Origin of the sequence: Mucilaginibacter sp. 14171R-50 (assembly GCF_010093045.1) — a bacterium.
Lineage (GTDB): Bacteria > Bacteroidota > Bacteroidia > Sphingobacteriales > Sphingobacteriaceae > Mucilaginibacter.
In genome coordinates this window covers 2,195,717-2,212,067 of sequence record NZ_CP048115.1, presented here as the reverse complement: position 1 = coordinate 2,212,067, position 16,351 = coordinate 2,195,717, and the positions used below count along the sequence as shown (strand labels likewise).

Annotated in this window: 16 protein-coding genes; 14 read left to right on the top strand and 2 right to left on the bottom strand. The window is 44.5% G+C overall.

Features of this window, described 5'->3' with window-relative positions:
* The 14 genes from GWR56_RS10140 to GWR56_RS10075 all read left to right on the top strand — a co-directional run bounded on the left by GWR56_RS10140 (position 1) and on the right by GWR56_RS10075 (position 14,549).
* Positions 1-5,460, top strand: a complete 5,460-nt coding sequence (locus GWR56_RS10140; protein WP_162431101.1) for a helicase-related protein — start codon at positions 1-3, stop codon at positions 5,458-5,460.
* A 20-nt stretch (positions 5,461-5,480) separates the two neighbouring features.
* Positions 5,481-6,107: a hypothetical protein gene (locus GWR56_RS10135; RefSeq protein WP_162431099.1), complete on the top strand. Its 627-nt coding sequence runs from the start codon at positions 5,481-5,483 to the stop codon at positions 6,105-6,107.
* Between the two features lie 77 nt (positions 6,108-6,184).
* Entirely contained in the window at positions 6,185-8,185 is a 2,001-nt protein-coding gene (locus GWR56_RS10130) for a type IV secretion system DNA-binding domain-containing protein (protein WP_162431097.1), read from the top strand.
* Positions 8,182-8,601, top strand: a complete 420-nt coding sequence (locus GWR56_RS10125; RefSeq protein WP_162431095.1) for a hypothetical protein — start codon at positions 8,182-8,184, stop codon at positions 8,599-8,601. Before GWR56_RS10130 ends, GWR56_RS10125 begins: the two co-directional genes overlap by 4 nt.
* An 89-nt stretch (positions 8,602-8,690) precedes the next feature.
* On the top strand, positions 8,691-9,062 hold the full coding sequence (locus GWR56_RS10120; RefSeq protein ID WP_162431093.1) for a hypothetical protein: 372 nt from the start codon (positions 8,691-8,693) through the stop codon (positions 9,060-9,062).
* A 19-nt stretch (positions 9,063-9,081) separates the two neighbouring features.
* Entirely contained in the window at positions 9,082-9,489 is a 408-nt protein-coding gene (locus tag GWR56_RS10115; protein ID WP_162431092.1) for a hypothetical protein, read from the top strand.
* The gene (locus tag GWR56_RS10110; protein ID WP_162431090.1) at positions 9,486-9,962 is read left to right on the top strand and encodes a M23 family metallopeptidase; all 477 of its coding nucleotides are present in this window, start codon (positions 9,486-9,488) and stop codon (positions 9,960-9,962) included. The genes GWR56_RS10115 and GWR56_RS10110 overlap by 4 nt, the downstream gene beginning before the upstream one ends.
* Entirely contained in the window at positions 9,907-11,085 is a 1,179-nt protein-coding gene (locus tag GWR56_RS10105) for a zincin-like metallopeptidase domain-containing protein (protein ID WP_162431088.1), read from the top strand. Before GWR56_RS10110 ends, GWR56_RS10105 begins: the two co-directional genes overlap by 56 nt.
* A 1-nt stretch (position 11,086) precedes the next feature.
* The gene (locus GWR56_RS10100) at positions 11,087-11,857 is read left to right on the top strand and encodes a DUF4099 domain-containing protein (protein WP_162431086.1); all 771 of its coding nucleotides are present in this window, start codon (positions 11,087-11,089) and stop codon (positions 11,855-11,857) included.
* On the top strand, positions 11,854-12,450 hold the full coding sequence (locus tag GWR56_RS10095) for a hypothetical protein (protein WP_162431084.1): 597 nt from the start codon (positions 11,854-11,856) through the stop codon (positions 12,448-12,450). Before GWR56_RS10100 ends, GWR56_RS10095 begins: the two co-directional genes overlap by 4 nt.
* Complete coding sequence (locus GWR56_RS10090; RefSeq protein WP_162431082.1) at positions 12,434-12,892, top strand: PH domain-containing protein; 459 nt, start codon at positions 12,434-12,436, stop codon at positions 12,890-12,892. Before GWR56_RS10095 ends, GWR56_RS10090 begins: the two co-directional genes overlap by 17 nt.
* 56 nt (positions 12,893-12,948) lie before the next feature.
* On the top strand, positions 12,949-13,227 hold the full coding sequence (locus GWR56_RS10085) for a hypothetical protein (protein ID WP_162431081.1): 279 nt from the start codon (positions 12,949-12,951) through the stop codon (positions 13,225-13,227).
* Between the two features lie 158 nt (positions 13,228-13,385).
* A complete protein-coding gene (locus GWR56_RS10080; protein WP_162431079.1) occupies positions 13,386-14,198 on the top strand; it encodes a hypothetical protein in 813 nt (270 codons plus the stop codon).
* 93 nt (positions 14,199-14,291) lie between these two features.
* Positions 14,292-14,549 carry a helix-turn-helix domain-containing protein gene (locus GWR56_RS10075; RefSeq protein WP_162431077.1) on the top strand — a complete coding sequence of 86 codons (258 nt, stop codon included), beginning with the start codon at positions 14,292-14,294 and terminating at the stop codon, positions 14,547-14,549.
* A 73-nt stretch (positions 14,550-14,622) separates the two neighbouring features.
* Here the strand turns inward: GWR56_RS10075 and GWR56_RS10070 are convergent, their stop codons facing one another.
* Both GWR56_RS10070 and GWR56_RS10065 read right to left on the bottom strand, forming a co-directional pair.
* Positions 14,623-15,774, bottom strand: coding sequence for a carboxymuconolactone decarboxylase family protein (locus GWR56_RS10070; RefSeq protein ID WP_162431075.1), 1,152 nt, complete (start codon positions 15,772-15,774; stop codon positions 14,623-14,625).
* The gene (locus tag GWR56_RS10065) at positions 15,771-16,331 is read right to left on the bottom strand and encodes a flavodoxin (protein ID WP_162431073.1); all 561 of its coding nucleotides are present in this window, start codon (positions 16,329-16,331) and stop codon (positions 15,771-15,773) included. Before GWR56_RS10065 ends, GWR56_RS10070 begins: the two co-directional genes overlap by 4 nt.
* Positions 16,332-16,351 lie beyond the last annotated feature (20 nt).

Genomic DNA, 16,351 nt, shown 5'->3' with positions numbered 1-16,351 from the left:
ATGGCATTTAATCCGGTAAGGAAAATGGCAGACAATATTGCGGCCATCCGAATCGCGCTGGACTTTACTGGCCAGCAACTCACCGAAACAGAATTAGAAGCGCTGAAGAAATACGCAGGGTTCGGCGGCTTAAAAGCCGTCCTGTTTCCTCCCGGTGAATTAACAGAATGGGCAAAATTCGGCGCATCCGCCGCTGATATTAAACTTTATCCGCAGGTCATGGAACTTCATACCCTGCTTCAGGAAAAACTAACCGCCGCTAATTACAAATCAGCAATTGATGCGCTCAAAAGCAGTTCGCAAACCGCTTATTACACGCCGGATTATATCCCCAGGGCGATTTATGTCGCCATGCGGGAAGCCAATATTTTACCGAAACGCTTATACGAGCCAAGCGCGGGGGCCGGTGTATTTATTGAGGAGGCCGTAGCCGCATTTGACGGATTGCAACAAATTAATGCGGTTGAAAAGGATATCCTCACCGGCAAGATCCTGACTGCCTTATGTTCAGTTTATCAATTGCCCGTAGCCGTTCAGATCAAAAAGCTGGAAGAAACAGCAGCGACGGAAAAAGCGCAATCTGATATGGTGATCAGTAACATACCTTTTGGTAAGATCGCCGTTCATGACCCCGCCTATAACAAGAGTGGTATCTCGGCTAAAGTGCATACTTATTTCTTCGCCAAGGGGCTGGATAAAATTAAGGATGGCGGCATCTTAGCCTATATCGTTACCGAAGCATTCCTGAACAACCCCTCTAATGAAACTGCGCGTAAATACCTGTTTACCTCGGCAGACCTGTTGAGCGTAGCTGTGCTGCCCGCTAACCTGATGAAGGAAAATGCGAATGTAGAAGTTGGCATGCACCTGATCCTGGTACAGAAAAACGATTCGAAAGAAACGCTTACAGAAGCGGAAGGCCTGCTGATTGATACCGTAGAAGTGCAAAATTCATTTGGTAAATACCACCTGAATGCCTGGTTAGCGGATAAAAATGAATTGGTTTACGCCGATGAGATCATTGAAGGTACCAATGCAAGAGGCAAAGCTTCCCGCGTCGCCTGGCAAAACGGCAACATGCAGGACATCGTTCCTTTGCTTAAAGAACAGCTGATTGCCGGTTTTGCCAATTTCAATTATGGCAAGTGGGAAGCCATTTCCTTTGACAAAAAAGAGGCACAACTTAAACAGTTTACCTTTCTACCAGTACCACAACCTGCAAAATCAGATGATAAAACAGGTTTAAGTTTTGGCCAGTTAGGTTTATTTGACGCTCCTGTTCAAACCGACGAGAATAATAAGGCTATAGCTTTCCTGGATGATTTGGATAAACAATTCGTGGATGCCGGTACAGTACGCCAGATCAGTGTTATCCGCACAACTGCCAGGCCAATGCATGACAGTATTGTATTATTAACCGCCCGTGCTAAAGTAAATAACAGGTACGCCTATAAGCTGTATAGTAACCTATCCGAAATTTCATTTCCCGGAAAATGGATGTCCGGCATCACCCTCGGCCAGGAGTTGGATAACCTGTCGGTTAAATTGAAACATTTCGGGCATGACTATCGCTATGAAGGGGATACCAGTCTCGAACCGGCTTTTAAATTACAACCTGACAAGCCAAAAGCATTTACCGACCTGAAACCTTTTTATGTCAAGGATACCCTGGTCAACTTTAACGGCAAGCTTGGCCTGATCGGTGAACCCCATAATTTCGAGGCTAAATTCGATGCCCTTGATCCGCAGCCGGAACTACCATTTTACGAAGATTACCTAACCCTGCGGGATATCTACCTTGAATTATCCGGCTACGAAAATGAGCACGAGATCCAGTTCCCCGAACTGCGTAAATCGCTCAATTATTGCTATGAGGGTTTCGTCGCTAAATATGGTGAACTCAATAAAAATGCCAACCGGAACCGTATCCTAAATGATGCGGCATTGGGCTTCAAAATTTTGTCCTCCCTTGAAATCCGGGAAGGCGACAAATTTGTTCGCTCTGATATATTTTACGGCCCGCTTTTTCAGCAAAAGGAAATGCTGAAAACCGATGATCCTGCCGAAGCGCTGGCAAGATGCCTGAACGACACCGGCAGGGTGGATTTAACGCTTATCGGACAGATCACCGGTTTAACACCGGATGAGATCATCCTGCAACTGGATAAGCAGATCCTGCAAAACCCGGAGACACTGAACTGGGAAACGACGGATAATTATCTTTCCGGTAACGTGGTTCAAAAACTTCAGGCAGCAGAAAAGCTGGCCGGGGAAGATCCGCAAAACCTTCAGTTCGCCAGAAGCCTTGCCGCTATCCGGCGTGTACAGCCTGAACGCATACCATTCGAAAGGCTTGATTTTAATCTTGGGGAGCGCTGGGTGCCGATTGGTTATTACCAGCGGTTTGCAACCGACCTTTTCAAACTGGATACCAAGATCAATTACCTGGCATCTATAGATGACTATAAGGTAAGCTATGCCAAAAAAGGCAATACGATAACCAATGAAGAGTTTTCGGTCACGCCAAAGGAAAGCAACAAGATAACCGGACGCACATTGCTGGAATATGCGCTGCTTAACACCAATCCTCATTTTACCTATCCGGTTGAGCAGTATGGCAAAGTGGTACGGGTACCGGATACTGAAGCGATACAAAATGCGCACCGCAAAGTCGATAATATCAGGGCGCGTTACCTGCTTTGGTTGCTCGAACTGCCAAATGAGGATAAGCAGTACTTAGAAAAGTTATACAATGACACGTACAACTGTTATGCGCTGCGCGAATATGATGGAAGTCACCTGACCTTTCCGGGCCTTGATTTTAAAGCTTTAAAGATCTTAGACCTTTATCCCTCGCAGCGAAATGCTGCCTGGCGGTTGATTCAAAATAATGGCGGGCTGATCGACCATGAGGTGGGCCTTGGCAAAACCCTGACCATGATCATCGCAGCCATGGAAATGAAAAGGTTGGGGATCGTTCATAAACCAATGATATTGGCTTTAAAGGCTAATGTACAGCAGATCACCGATACGTTCCGGCTGGCTTATCCAAAAGCTAAATTATTGGCACCGGGCGAAAATGATTTTGAGCCGTCAAAACGGAAACGCATTTTTCACGAAATAAAAAATAACAATTGGGACTGCATCATTTTAACACATGACCAATTTGGAAAAATCCCACAGGACCCTGAAATTCAGCGGCAGATCTTAGAAATCGAACTGGACAATACGGAACTCGATCTCCTGGCTCTCCAGGACCAGGGTGAAGAGATCACCAAAGAGAAACTGAAAGGTTTAGAGATCAGGAAGGAAAACCTGGAAGCCAAGCTGAAAAGCGTGATCGATGCCATCGAAAACAGAAAGGATACCGGTATCAATTTCCGGGAAATGGCTATTGACCATCTGTTCATTGATGAATCCCATAAGTTTAAGAACCTCACGTTTACCACCAGGCATACTAAAGTTGCAGGTTTGGGGAACATGGCAGGCAGTCAGAAAGCGCTTAACATGCTTTTTGCCATCCGCACTTTACAGGACCGCTACGATACGGACCTGTGTGCAACTTTTCTTTCCGGCACTCCAATTTCCAATAGTCTGACGGAAATGTACCTGATCTTTAAGTATCTCCGGCCAAGAGAATTGGAAAGGCAACAAATATCCAATTTTGATGCCTGGGCGGCGGTTTATGCCCGTAAAACGGTCGATTTTGAATTTACTGTAACCAACGAGATCAGGGCGAAAGAACGGTTTCGCCACTTTATCAAAGTACCCGAACTTGCGCTGTTTTATAACCAAATTACGGACTATAAGACAGCCAAACATATCAATCTTGACAAGCCGGAAATTGACGAAACTCTGGTCAATATAAAACCCACGCCGGATCAGCAGGACTTCATTAAACGGCTGATGCAATTCGCAAAGAACGGTGATGCCACTTTAATTGGGAGGCGTCCCCTGACTAAGGATGAAGATAAGGGCCGGATGCTGATCGCAACCAACTATGCCAAGAAAATGGCTGTGGATATGCGCCTCGTTAACCCGGAAAAATATGGCGACCACCCCGGTAATAAGGTAAATGTTTGCGCCCGAAACGTAGCGGAGATCTATCATGAAAGCACCCCGCATAAAGGCACACAGATCATTTTCAGCGACATCGGCACGCCAAAAACCGACGAGTTTAATGTGTATGATGCCCTCCGGGATAAACTGATCAATGATTTTAATATCCCGGCTAACCAGATCACTTTTATACACAACTGGGCAACGGATAAGCAGCGGAAAGAGCTGTTTAGAAAAATGAACGCCGGGGAGATCAGGATTCTGATTGGCAGCACCGAAAAAGCGGGAACGGGTCTGAATGTTCAGGAACGCATCGTTGCCATGCACCATCTGGATATCCCCTGGAAACCTTCGGAACTGGAGCAGCGCGATGGCCGTGGTGCCCGGCAAGGAAACTGGCTGGCCAAGCAGTTTTATGGCAACAAGGTTAGAAATTTTATTTATGCGGTCGAGCAATCACTGGACAACTACAAATTCAACCTGCTTAAAAACAAGCAAATTTTTATCAGCCAGATGAAGAATAATGAATTGTCTGTGCGTACGCTGGATGAAGGTGCTATGGACGAACAGAGCGGCATGAGTTTCTCTGAGTATATCGCCATATTATCCGGTGATACCTCATTATTGGAAAAGACACGGCTCGAAAAGAAGGTTGCAGAATTGGAAGGTTATAAAGGCGCTCACTTTAAAGAAGTGGCCCGCAGCCGTTACTTGTTGGAAGACCTGGAAAAGAAAAGCCGGGATACGCAATCAACTTTGGAGTTGGTCCGTAAAGATGAAGTTAGCTACAAACAAGTGCTGAAATTTGATGAAGACGGCACCAAGCAAAATCCTCTTAAACTCAAGGATATTGCTTTGGCCGACACGGTTGCTATTGGCAATCACCTGATCGGGTTATATAAAAACTGGGCCCCCACAGATTTTAACCAACCCGACCTTCATTTAGGTGAATTGTACGGCTTCGATCTTTTTATCAGGCGCAAGCTGCAAACTATTGAGGAAGGATTTTCAAGCAGGATCACCCATGTAACCTCGCTGTATGCAGAGAGCCGGTCTACCGGCATCAAATACATGCAAAACGGCGGGGCGCCTAATATTGATAATCCCAAACACGCCGCCAGGTATTTTTTAGATGCGATCAACCGGGTTGTTGGAATGGCGGAACGTTACGAAAAGGAATTGGTAGGCGTCAACAAACAGATTCCCGAAGTCCGTGAACTTTCCCAAAGGCCATTTGACCAGGAGTATGAACTGGCTTCCTTGAAAAAGGATATGGAGAAACTGGAAATGGAGATTAACCAAAAAATTGCTGAAAGAGAAAAGCTGGCACAGGCAGCGCAGCTGTCCATAGAAGATGACAATGAGCCCCTTGAGGAAGTATCGCTGGGTATTAAACGTTAACAAACACTTAAAACTTAATTATGAAACAGATTAGCGCTTATACAAGGCCGCGCCCGGTGATTAAATTGGGTGATACCTTATTTTTTGTTGATGCCCAATGGCAATATCTTTTGGAGGTTGCGAACCCCGAAAACAAGATTGATATGCACGAAACGCGTTCTTTTAAAGATCATATTGAACTTTGGTATGATCCCTCGATCAAAAACAGCTATAAAGGCCCTTTTGCCCAAACGCCACCCGAAAATATCCTCGTTTACTGGTTTCATTCCTTTAGCGCTTTAGACCCGGATGGGGAGGCTGCAAAGCTTGATGAACTCAATCCGGAATGGCGGATAGAATCAGACATAAGGCTGCCTTTGGCTGAAATAGCAGGCAGGTATTTTTTTGTAGATAAAAAGTACAATTGTTTTTATGAAGTTAATAATTGCTGGAATTCGATTAGTTTCAACGAGATTACTTGCCGTAAAAAAGCCAAAGGCTTCTTTATCAATCTGACTTACCATAACACCGCTTTTCCACATGAAATCGCTGCTGCATCAAAATCACCGGTCTGGCCGGAGCATATTGTTTTTGCACCGATCAACGGAGGAAATAAAGTGCATAAAATAATCAAGCGGTATTTAAGGCGCAAGATTAAGGAGCGCTAACCGCAAATTTATATAGCTAAGCTATATAAGTCACCCGCAAAAGCCGGTGGCTTTTTCATTTAATAACCATCCTTATTATGGAAGAAACCAGAGAGCAGCAAAAACTCCATGGGTTTCTGCAATGCGCCATCTATATATCCATAGGTTTAGAAGCTGCTATTTTTATTTACCATGATGCCCCTTTCTGGGGCATTTTTTTTACTCCACTGGATAAGATCAGCCACCTTATTATTTATTCCAATCTGGTCTATAGCAAATTGACCACGTTTGGCCTCATCTGCCTGGTGAGCATCGGTACGCTGGCAAAAAAGAAAACAGACCTCGACCCTAAAAAGCATATCATCTATCCGCTTGCAATCGGTCTATTTTTATTCTTCGGCAGCCTTGTTTTTGCGGGTCGTGCCTCCCCGGTAGCATTTGCTTATACCAGCTGGTATAACCTTCTTTACCTCGTTTGCTCTTTCGCAGGGGCCCTTATGGTAAGTGTGTCAATGGACAATATTTCCAAGTTCATCAAATCCGGTTTGGGCAAGGATAAATGGAACACGGAGGCAGAAAGCTTCATGCAGCCGGTCAAGCGGGTGGATACGCCATATTCGGTCAACATTCCCATGCTTTTCTATTACAAGGGCAAGGTGAGGAACGGATGGATCAATATCTGCAATGTATTTCGTGGTACCATGGTGATCGGTACGCCCGGTTCGGGTAAATCCTTTAGTATAGTTAATCCCTTTATCCGTCAGCTGATCGCTAAAGAGTTCGCGGTATGTCTTTACGATTTCAAATTTCCTGATCTGGGCCATATCGCCTATTACCATTACCTGCTGGCCAAGCAGAATGGAAAACTTAAAGGTTTTGCCTTTCATGTGATCAATTTAAATGATATTGAAAGAAGTCGCAGGATCAACCCCTGGAGGGCGGATTATATCAAGTCTTTGGCCGATGCAGCGGAAACCGCAGAAGCCTTAGTGGAAGCATTGAAAAAAGGCGACCGTTCCGGAGGCAGCGACCAGTTCTTCACGCAATCTGCAATTAATTTCTTAGCCTCCTGTGTTTATTTCATGAGCAAATACAAAGGAGGAATCTATTCCAGCTTCCCTCATGTGTTGGCCTTCCTGAACCGCTCTTATGAGGAAATATTTAACGCGCTGACTTCGGAGCCGGAATTGCGTTCCCTACTGTCACCATTTATGACTGCTTACAATGCTAAGGCATTCGACCAATTGGAGGGGCAGATTGGTACGCTGAAGATCTTTATTAGCAGGCTGGCAACTAAAGAAACGTACTGGGTATTCTCGGGAAACGACTTCGATTTGAAGATCTCCGATAAGGAAAATCCCGGTATGCTCGTACTGGCTAACGATCCGAATACCCAAAATATCAATTCGGCCTGCTATTCTATTATCATTAACCGCCTGACCAAGCTGATCAATACTAAAGGCAATTTACCTTCGGCACTGATCGTGGATGAAGTGCCCACCTTATTCGTTCACCGGGTGGAAAATTTAATTGCAACAGCCAGGTCTAATAAGGTAGCCGTGTTGATGGGTCTGCAGGAATTGCCCCAATTCAATCAACAATATGGTAAAGATACCGCAGCCACCATCACCGCCGTAGTGGGTACCGTCCTTTCAGGTTCGGTCAGGAATAAGGATACATTGGAATGGCTGGAACGATTATTTGGCAAATCCAAACAGATCGGGGAGGGCTTGTCCATCGACCGCAATAAAACTTCGACCTCCCTGAATGAAAAATTGGAAGCCTTGATCCCGGCAGGGAAAATAGCCTCCCTCAATTCCGGCGAAATGGTTGGCGTAATTGCCGCCGATGCACAGGAAAAATTTACCGGCCAGTTTGAAACCTCCGCCATTAATTGCCGGATCAATCTTGATATGGAGGCCATTAAACGGGAAGAAAAGGGCTATAAAACTTTGCCTTCCTTTTATGATTTCGGCGGGAAGCTGGATGAAAAACTCCGGCAGAACTTTAACCATATCAGCCAGGAGATACAAGAAATGGTACTGGCATTCAAACCGCCAGCACCGAATACACCAGTTAAAGCCACCATGAAGAAATGAAAGAAGAAACAAACGAAAGACAGTTACCGCACTATTTGCTGGTGCACCCTGACCTCAAAGATGACCCTGTACATAAGCAGGGTGAGATCGGTTTTATTACGGCCGCGATTCTTAACACCGATGAATTTTATGTGGGTTTTGATGACCACCAGGTTGGCTTCTACGGCGCTGATGCGCTGCTCACCTTCAAAGAGCCGGGCGACATCTATGATTTCCTGCATGAAAATGCGCTGACCTTATCCGTTGATGATTTTAAAGACCTCAAAAACATCGCGCTCTTACTGGATCATGGAACGGAAAAACATATCCGCACGGCGATGGAGCTGGTTAAAAAGAACGGTAACATTCACGATGCGGTAACCATTGGTTTAGATCAGTTTCTTGGAGTAGATCAAACCAGGGGTTTGAAAAGATAGCCCCTTACAGGCCAAACTCCTTCTATACAATCAAACAAACATTTAAAGCAATATACATGAAACAGGAAGAAACCATAGGCATAATGGTCATGGTCAGCCCAGTCCTTTGGACTTCTGACCACGTTGGCCAAATAGGCCTCATTGAATTTACAGACTTTGAGGCTGATAAAATATGGGTAGGATTTGAGGACGAGGAAGTAGATGCCTTCAGCGCAAAAACACTGTTTGTCCTGAAAACAACCGAAGAGTTAAAGGAATTGGCGGAAAAATTCAAGTCCGTGCAATGGCCTCCTGTAGCACAAAATCTCCAAACACTGGCTTTGCTGCAGTCATCGGGATTGCCCGAGCAGCTGGCAAAGGCCTATATACTCCTGCAGGATGACCCGGAACTCCATCGTGAGGCGACCATCAGGCTGAACGAGGTCCTGGACTTAACGCCAACCCGAAAAATTGGCAGGTAAACATTAAACAATAATTATCATGGAAAATCAAACCTTAGCCGGTACACTCGTTTTGGTGCAGCCGGATTTAGAAATTGACCGGGAAGCAAAACGGGGCCAGATCGGCGTGTTAACCTATGCCAGGTCTGAAACAGAAAATTATGTACGGTTCCCCGAGGGCGGGGAAGCATTTTACCCTGCTGCGCAGGTCATGATGCTGAAAGATAAACAAGAGATCTTCAATGACCTGACCAGCAATGGCTCGTCCATGCCGCTCGATGATTTTAAGGCCATGTACAAGATCATGCTCTTGCAGGACAGGGGCACATCCCAGGCCTTGTACTCCGCATTAGCTATTGCCAACGATCATCCTGGTTTGCAGGAGAAAGTGTTGGATTCGATCGTCCCTGCTCAAAAACAGGAATTGGCGAAATCTTACAGCCGATGAAACTACTGATCAGCTTTTGCCTGGTCTGCCTGCCCCTTAAACATCTAAAAATAAATTCCGAATACGGTTACCGAATCCATCCGCTTACCGGCAAATACGCCATGCATGCGGGTGTCGATCTCAAAGCCCGCCATGATACTGTTTATGCTATCCTTAGCGGTATGGTCAGATCGACCGGCTATGATAATGGCCTGGGCATAAACATTCGGCTGGCTCATGGCGCGGTCGAATCCATATACGGCCACCTCAGCCAAATTTTTGTAATACCTACCGATAGCGTAACCGCCGGTGAGCCTATCGGCATCACCGGAGCTACCGGACACGTGACCGGCGAGCATTTGCACTTCAGCATTTGCTACAGGCATCAATACATCAATCCAATCAAATTTTTATACGAACTGCTTAAAAAACAAGAAAATGAGCAAAAATTTCAAACCACTGCCGATCCAGCTTTCAGACAAGCTGATCGCTGAGATCAAAGAGGGTAACTCCCTGTTTCAAAAACCGGTTAAAGAAAATGGCATGCCTGCCTTTGTTAAACCGATCAATCCAACAACCGGGAAAGGCTATAGTGCCATGAATGCGCTGATCCTCGGTATGCAGCGCCATGAAGACCCACGCTGGATGTCGGCTGATGCCGCGCGTTATGCCGGGAACTGGGTAAAAAAGGATGAAACCGGTACCCTGATCGAGTTCCCAAAAACCAGCGACATCCAGGCTATCCGCACCGCAGAGGGTAAGGTCATCAAGGATGATGCGGGTGTTACCCAAACCAAAAAGGTAGAATTTGATAAACCGCAGCGGGGCCAGGCTTTCCTTTTCAATGGCAGCCAGCTGAAAGACCTCGAACCATTGGAAGAGTTTTTGGCCAAACAAAATGAAGGCCAAACCCTTTCACCCATCGAAAGGGCTGCAAAACTGATCGATGACAGCAAAGCGGTGATCATTCACGGTGGTCAGGAGGCTTATTATGACAAGGTTCGCGACGCGATCATTATGCCCGAGCCGGAACATTTTGAGAACGAAACCAAATACCTGCAGGCTGCCATTCACCAACTGGCGCACTGGAGTGGCCATGAAAGCCGTCTTAACCGTCCGATGGAGGGTAAATTTGGTTCTCTTGATTACGCGCGCGAAGAAATGCGCGCCGCCATTGCCGGTATCCTGATCGGTGGTGAGTTAAAGATCGGCCATAACTTTGGGCAGCAAGCTGCCTATATGAACAACTTTGCCAAGATCTTAAAGGATGAACCTTTTGAGATTGTCAAAGCATCCCGTGATGCACAAAAAATAGCCAACCTGCTATTGGGCGTTTCTCAAAAACGGGAACAAAAACAGGGTTCCGAAACTATAGGATTTAATAAAGGTGATGAGATCGCCTATATGGATACCACCTATAAGGTACTGGAAACCTATAAAACCAAAAGCATTAAAGTAGAAGATGCCGAAGGGACCCGCAAAGTTCTAAAGCCGGAATACGGGCTTTACAAATCCTTGCTGGAGGCCAAAACCAATCCTCGTGAACCGGAATTGGTTTTAGAGGAAGAACGGGGCCAGTCCGAGGAACAGGGGCAAACTCAAAAAATAGGCCGTTAATATGAACCCGATAACGTTTCACGAAAATGATCTCCCGGTCAAGGACCTGGAGACCATCGGGCTGGCCTCAGGAGGCCAGCTCCTTTTAAACGTCGATGACCTGAAAGCGCTGCTTTCAGGTCGCCGTACAGGCTTAATGGAATTGCATGACCTGGAAGCCGACAATATCAAGATCAAATCGATAAATGCGAAGATATCTTTAAAGCCAAATGAAAAGGGCCAGTTGGATCTTTTGATCCACCCGATCTACCGCGATGCGGAAATTCCCGACCTGTTAACTAAAAATGAAGCCATGCAACTGCAAAAGGGTGAGGTAGGGAGTGTGCTGAGGATCGCACTCGATAACCACGGCACTAAAAAAGAGATGCTGGTCGAATACGACCCGGAAACAAAAGAGTTTATCGTTTCTGATACGGAGAGGATCTTAGCGCCTGATATGGTCAATAACGAATTTCTGACCCAGGCACAAAAAGAGAACTACAGAAAAGGTAAGGAGGTGCAGATACCTGACGGAACCCGCTTTAGCTATTCTGCAACAGATAAGCATGGCATACGGTCCAACAAACTGGCCCTGGTGGCTTCTATCCTGATGGATGGCGGTTTAACCTATATGATTTACAAAGGGCTAAACAGCTTATTCAATAAGAAACGTGACCAGGCGGCGGCCACGAAATTAAGCCCCGGATATTATCAGGCTATTAAGGATATTGAAAATCAGCATGGATTTAAGCCGCACGAGTTTGAACGGTCCCAATCCCGAAAAGGAAGGTGAACAACCTTTTAACAAAGCTTGGCATTCCTTTGGAGATCCAGGCTTTTTTTGGTGTGACCTACGAACTTTCCTTTAGCTATGGCGATCAATATGAACGTTATGGCCCCGGATATCACATCGTGCCCTCCACCCAAAATCTGTGGACTGCCGGGTTGCCTAATGCAACACATCTGATCATTACGTATTCAGTTATGGAAGCGATGGCGTTTATTACCCTAAACCGCCACCGTTTTCCACGGCTGGATCAGATAGCATTTATTGCTATCGGCAACAGGCTTTATGTTGAACAGGTGGATTGGATCAGGCAAAATTATCCTGGACGGAAAATCACTTTAATATTTGATAACGATATCGTAGGCCATATTACCTCGGTCAAAGTGGCCGGAGGCATCAGGAATATTGCCGTTCATGTATTCCTTTCGGGGGCGCAGATTCATATTGTTACCAATAAAAGACAGGTAACAATGGATGCCGGTATTTTCAGCCTTTATGCGTTTGAAGAAGCCTTTGCGCTGCGCCCCCGTTTTCGTTCGTCGAAGCCCCGTCTGGCATTTACCTTTTTAGACCAATTAAAATATGACTCAGAACGATGATATTTTACTAAGGCCGGCCATGCTGTTTGCCTTTTTCAAAGCATTTCCGCTTATCCTGTTAGCGCTGACGTTTCTGCTGCTGGCATGGTACCTCTCGCCTTATTTTGTTCTATTTAGCCTCGCTGTATGCGGACTGGCCTGGTACCGTCTCCTATATCTCCGAAGTTTTAAATATCTGGTTAGCGTAGAATATATACTGATCACAAAAGGCATATTCTTTAAACGAATTGACCAGGTGGAGATGTTCCGGGTGAAGGATTATATTATTACCCAGCCGTTCATGTTGCAAATATGCAAACTGATGCACCTTACCTTAAAAAGTACGGATGAAGAAAACAAGGTTATCCGCTTTGAGGGTATCGCTGAATCCGGCATCCTTGATACCATTCGGGATAGGGTTTTGAGCGCCCGTAAAAACAATAATATTTACGAATTAAATTAAGTAAGTACTTGGAAATTACTAATTTAATTAGTAATTTTAATTAATAAATGATTGTCATGAAAGCCATTGTACGTAACATATTATTAGCCTGCGTCATTACCATGTTCGCCTTTTTTGGGGCTGTTGCGAGGAAGCATACCAAGGCCGAAATGACCGAAGCTCAAAAGGCAGAGGCGAGAAAGGAAACCATAACCTGTTTAGCGGTTGCCTTTATAGCTTGCGGTGCTTGTGCATGGCGGTGCAGCGTTCTTTATAAAAGATTAAATGAAGAACGGGAGTACCAGCGCAGGTTTAATGATTATAGTCGTAACACTGCGTATAGAAGACATTATTGAAAATAATTGATAATTTGCAACATCTAATGTACCGGCGACCTGCCGGTTAATTGTGATAAGGTTTAGGTTGAAAGTCCCCGGCAGCGAGTGTTTGGGGACTTTTATTTTTTACCTATCTCACCCTAACCAGGCTTCCCTTAGCCCCATCACTCAATTTTATGGACCCTTCAAAACAGCCCGCGTTTAAATCAACCGGGACGATAACGGAAAAGGAACTGAATGATCTTTATGGTCCCATGTTTCCTGTAGAGCTTGTTCTAAAATTCGCGGAACACAAAAACTTCGATGCTGCCAGGGAAAGTTTGAAAACATGGAACGAACATGAAGTTAACCAAGCCGATAACATGCTTTTTCATAACAACCGGCTTTCTCCCCAATCTCACAATAGTTGGGAGGCATATATCGCTAATATGTTCCTTAAAGTCTTAATTGATGAATATGAGCAGCACAAGCAGGAGAAGATAAGGGTTCGCATGGAAGATCCCGTTCAGCAACAAAAGGCCGAAGAACTGTTAAAAATTCGTCAATCTGGAAAACTGCCACATATAGATCTTGCCGGAACCGATTTTACAGTGGACTGGCGATTGAGGCAAATGAGGGAAACAGAACAGCCCTGGAAAAATATCAGTTTTGAAGATTTTGAGATGGATGATTATGGTGATAGTTACCTGTGTTTTTTCAATACCCAAACACATGAACTTTATATGCCACCGGAAGACCTAATGGAATTACCGGAAGATATCGTTGTTCTTGAAATCCCAAATGAACTAAAACTTGATCCTATAGCTGTAGCAAGGGAATATGGCTCTGATCTATCAGAATTGTTAAGAGAGTATCCCATAACAGAAGATTTATCGGCAAAAGTTACCCCGCTATCAGAATCAGGCTTGCCAACCTTAATTGAGAATAATATCAAAAACCGAGGCGATCAGCAAGAATATGAACTTAGAAATCCCATAAGAGGCAGATAGTTCATTTTCTATTTGATGTACCGGTATGGCATTTAAAAATGCATGGGGTAAGCCTTTTCTGGCTTACCCCTTTTTATTTCAAAATTAAATCAGATGGAACTACAAGTGTTGACCACTGAAGATTTAGAAAAGTTTCGTAAACAATTACTTACCGACATTGAGAATTTATTAAATGTTAAATATCCTAAAAAGTGGCTTAAAACAAACGAGGTTATGGATTTGCTGGGTATGTCAGAAGTAACTCTACAAACCTTGCGTAATAAAGGAAAAATACCATTTAGAAAATTAGGCGGTACGGTTTATTTCAACGCAGAAGAACTCGATCAATATATACAACAGTTAGGAGAATAACAGATAGTGCCTATTCAAAACTGTCATTACCTATAAAATTATGATTTGAATAGAATCTGCGAAAGCTTACGCATTATCTAATCATGGTATTATATTCATCATCTGTTACCTTTTGCAACCATTTGACAGAATTCATCTCGATATTCGCCCCTAAAGCAATATGGGACATAGAACTGTCCATGGTAGCACCATGCCAATGAGCCACATTAGCAGTACAATTGATGATATCGCCCCTCTTAATTAAACGCATTGTCTGCCCTTTCTCCTGATAATAACCAATGCCATCCGTGACCAGCAGTATCTGCCCCGAAGGATGCAAGTGCCAGTTTGAGCGCGCGCCTGGAGCAAAAGTTACGTTGCCTACCGATGTCCGGGTAGCTGTATCGCTGATCAGCATGTTTACCCAAACTTCACCGGTGAAATTGTTACTGTTAACCTTATTTCCTTTTGAAAACGTCGGCACGAAAACTATCGGTTGTTCCAGAGAAGGGATAGCTATGGTGCCATCGGATCCAAACATGGTGTCTAAATACTTTGTTGTTGACTTTCCCGCTTCAGGACTGACAACAATTGACAGTTTAGCGGCAATACCTCTCAATTGCTTTTCCGACAAACCTACGTTGCGCCCCACACTCAGATGAGTATTGAGCTGGCTATCAGCATTGCCGATGGTTGCTATGATTGAAATAGTTGCAATTTCGCGGCTTTGATAATCAATATTGTCTCTTCCGAATATATCAGCGAACAAATGTTCCTTTAAAAAGGTATCTATAACCGGAACGAAATCTTGCGTGGAATTTGCAGATCTGCCTGTGAGTTTGGCTTGAACGTTTTTACCAAACTGATATTTGTCATCGCCAAAATTTAATCTGCCTGGCTTATTCCCCTCTGTAATTTTAAAACCTTTTTGTTCCCTTGCTTTGACTACAGCCTGAAAAGTATTAATAGCATTCAAACTTCTTGGAAAGCCCGCATAAGCATAAAGCTGCACTAAAATTTCTTTGATCTCGTTCACCGTCAGGCCTTTCTCCAATCCGTCTGCTAAAGCAACTTTAAGGTTAACCTGGTCTCCTTTGGCAGCGTGTGCTGAAATTGGAATAATGGCTTCTTGCCTGGGAGTTAAAGTCACTTCATTGTTATTCGCCTGCTGACCTAAAACTATTGTGTTTAGTCCAAAAGGCAATATCAGACATATAGAAACAATATATTTTAATGTCCTGCTCATAATTTTATGATTTTGAGTTTCTTTAACCAAGTATGAATTTCGGTCTGTGCCTGTCTTTCCTTTGCACCTTCCATTACAAATAGAACGCCGTCTCTTTCTATCCCGCCTTTTATAGTGAAACCCTCCAAGGTTTTGCTTTTGGGGCACAACTCTTTTACCGTATCGAATGTGCTGCCTATGCCATAACCGGCATTGGTATTGAAGGGGACAATGGTTTTACCCGTTAGATCATACTGCTTCAGAAAGCTTTTCATCGGTGGAGGTAGCTTCATGCCCCAGGTTGGGAAACCAACAAAAATGGTATCATATCGGCTAATGTCAACTTTGGTTTTAAGCGGTGGTAAGTACCCCGTTTCGTTCTCCTTAACAACCTGATCAACAGTTGCCCGGTAATTTGCCGGATAGGGTTTTACAAGTTCTAAGGCTACCAACGTCCCACCAACTTCTTTTTGGATGATCTGTGCTACAGCCTTTGTATTATTAGTGCGTGACAGATAAACTATTAGTGTTTTTTTGCGGAAGCTGTTTGCGCTGTAGAAGACGCTGAGCCCAGACAAACACTAACAAGTACGCAGAA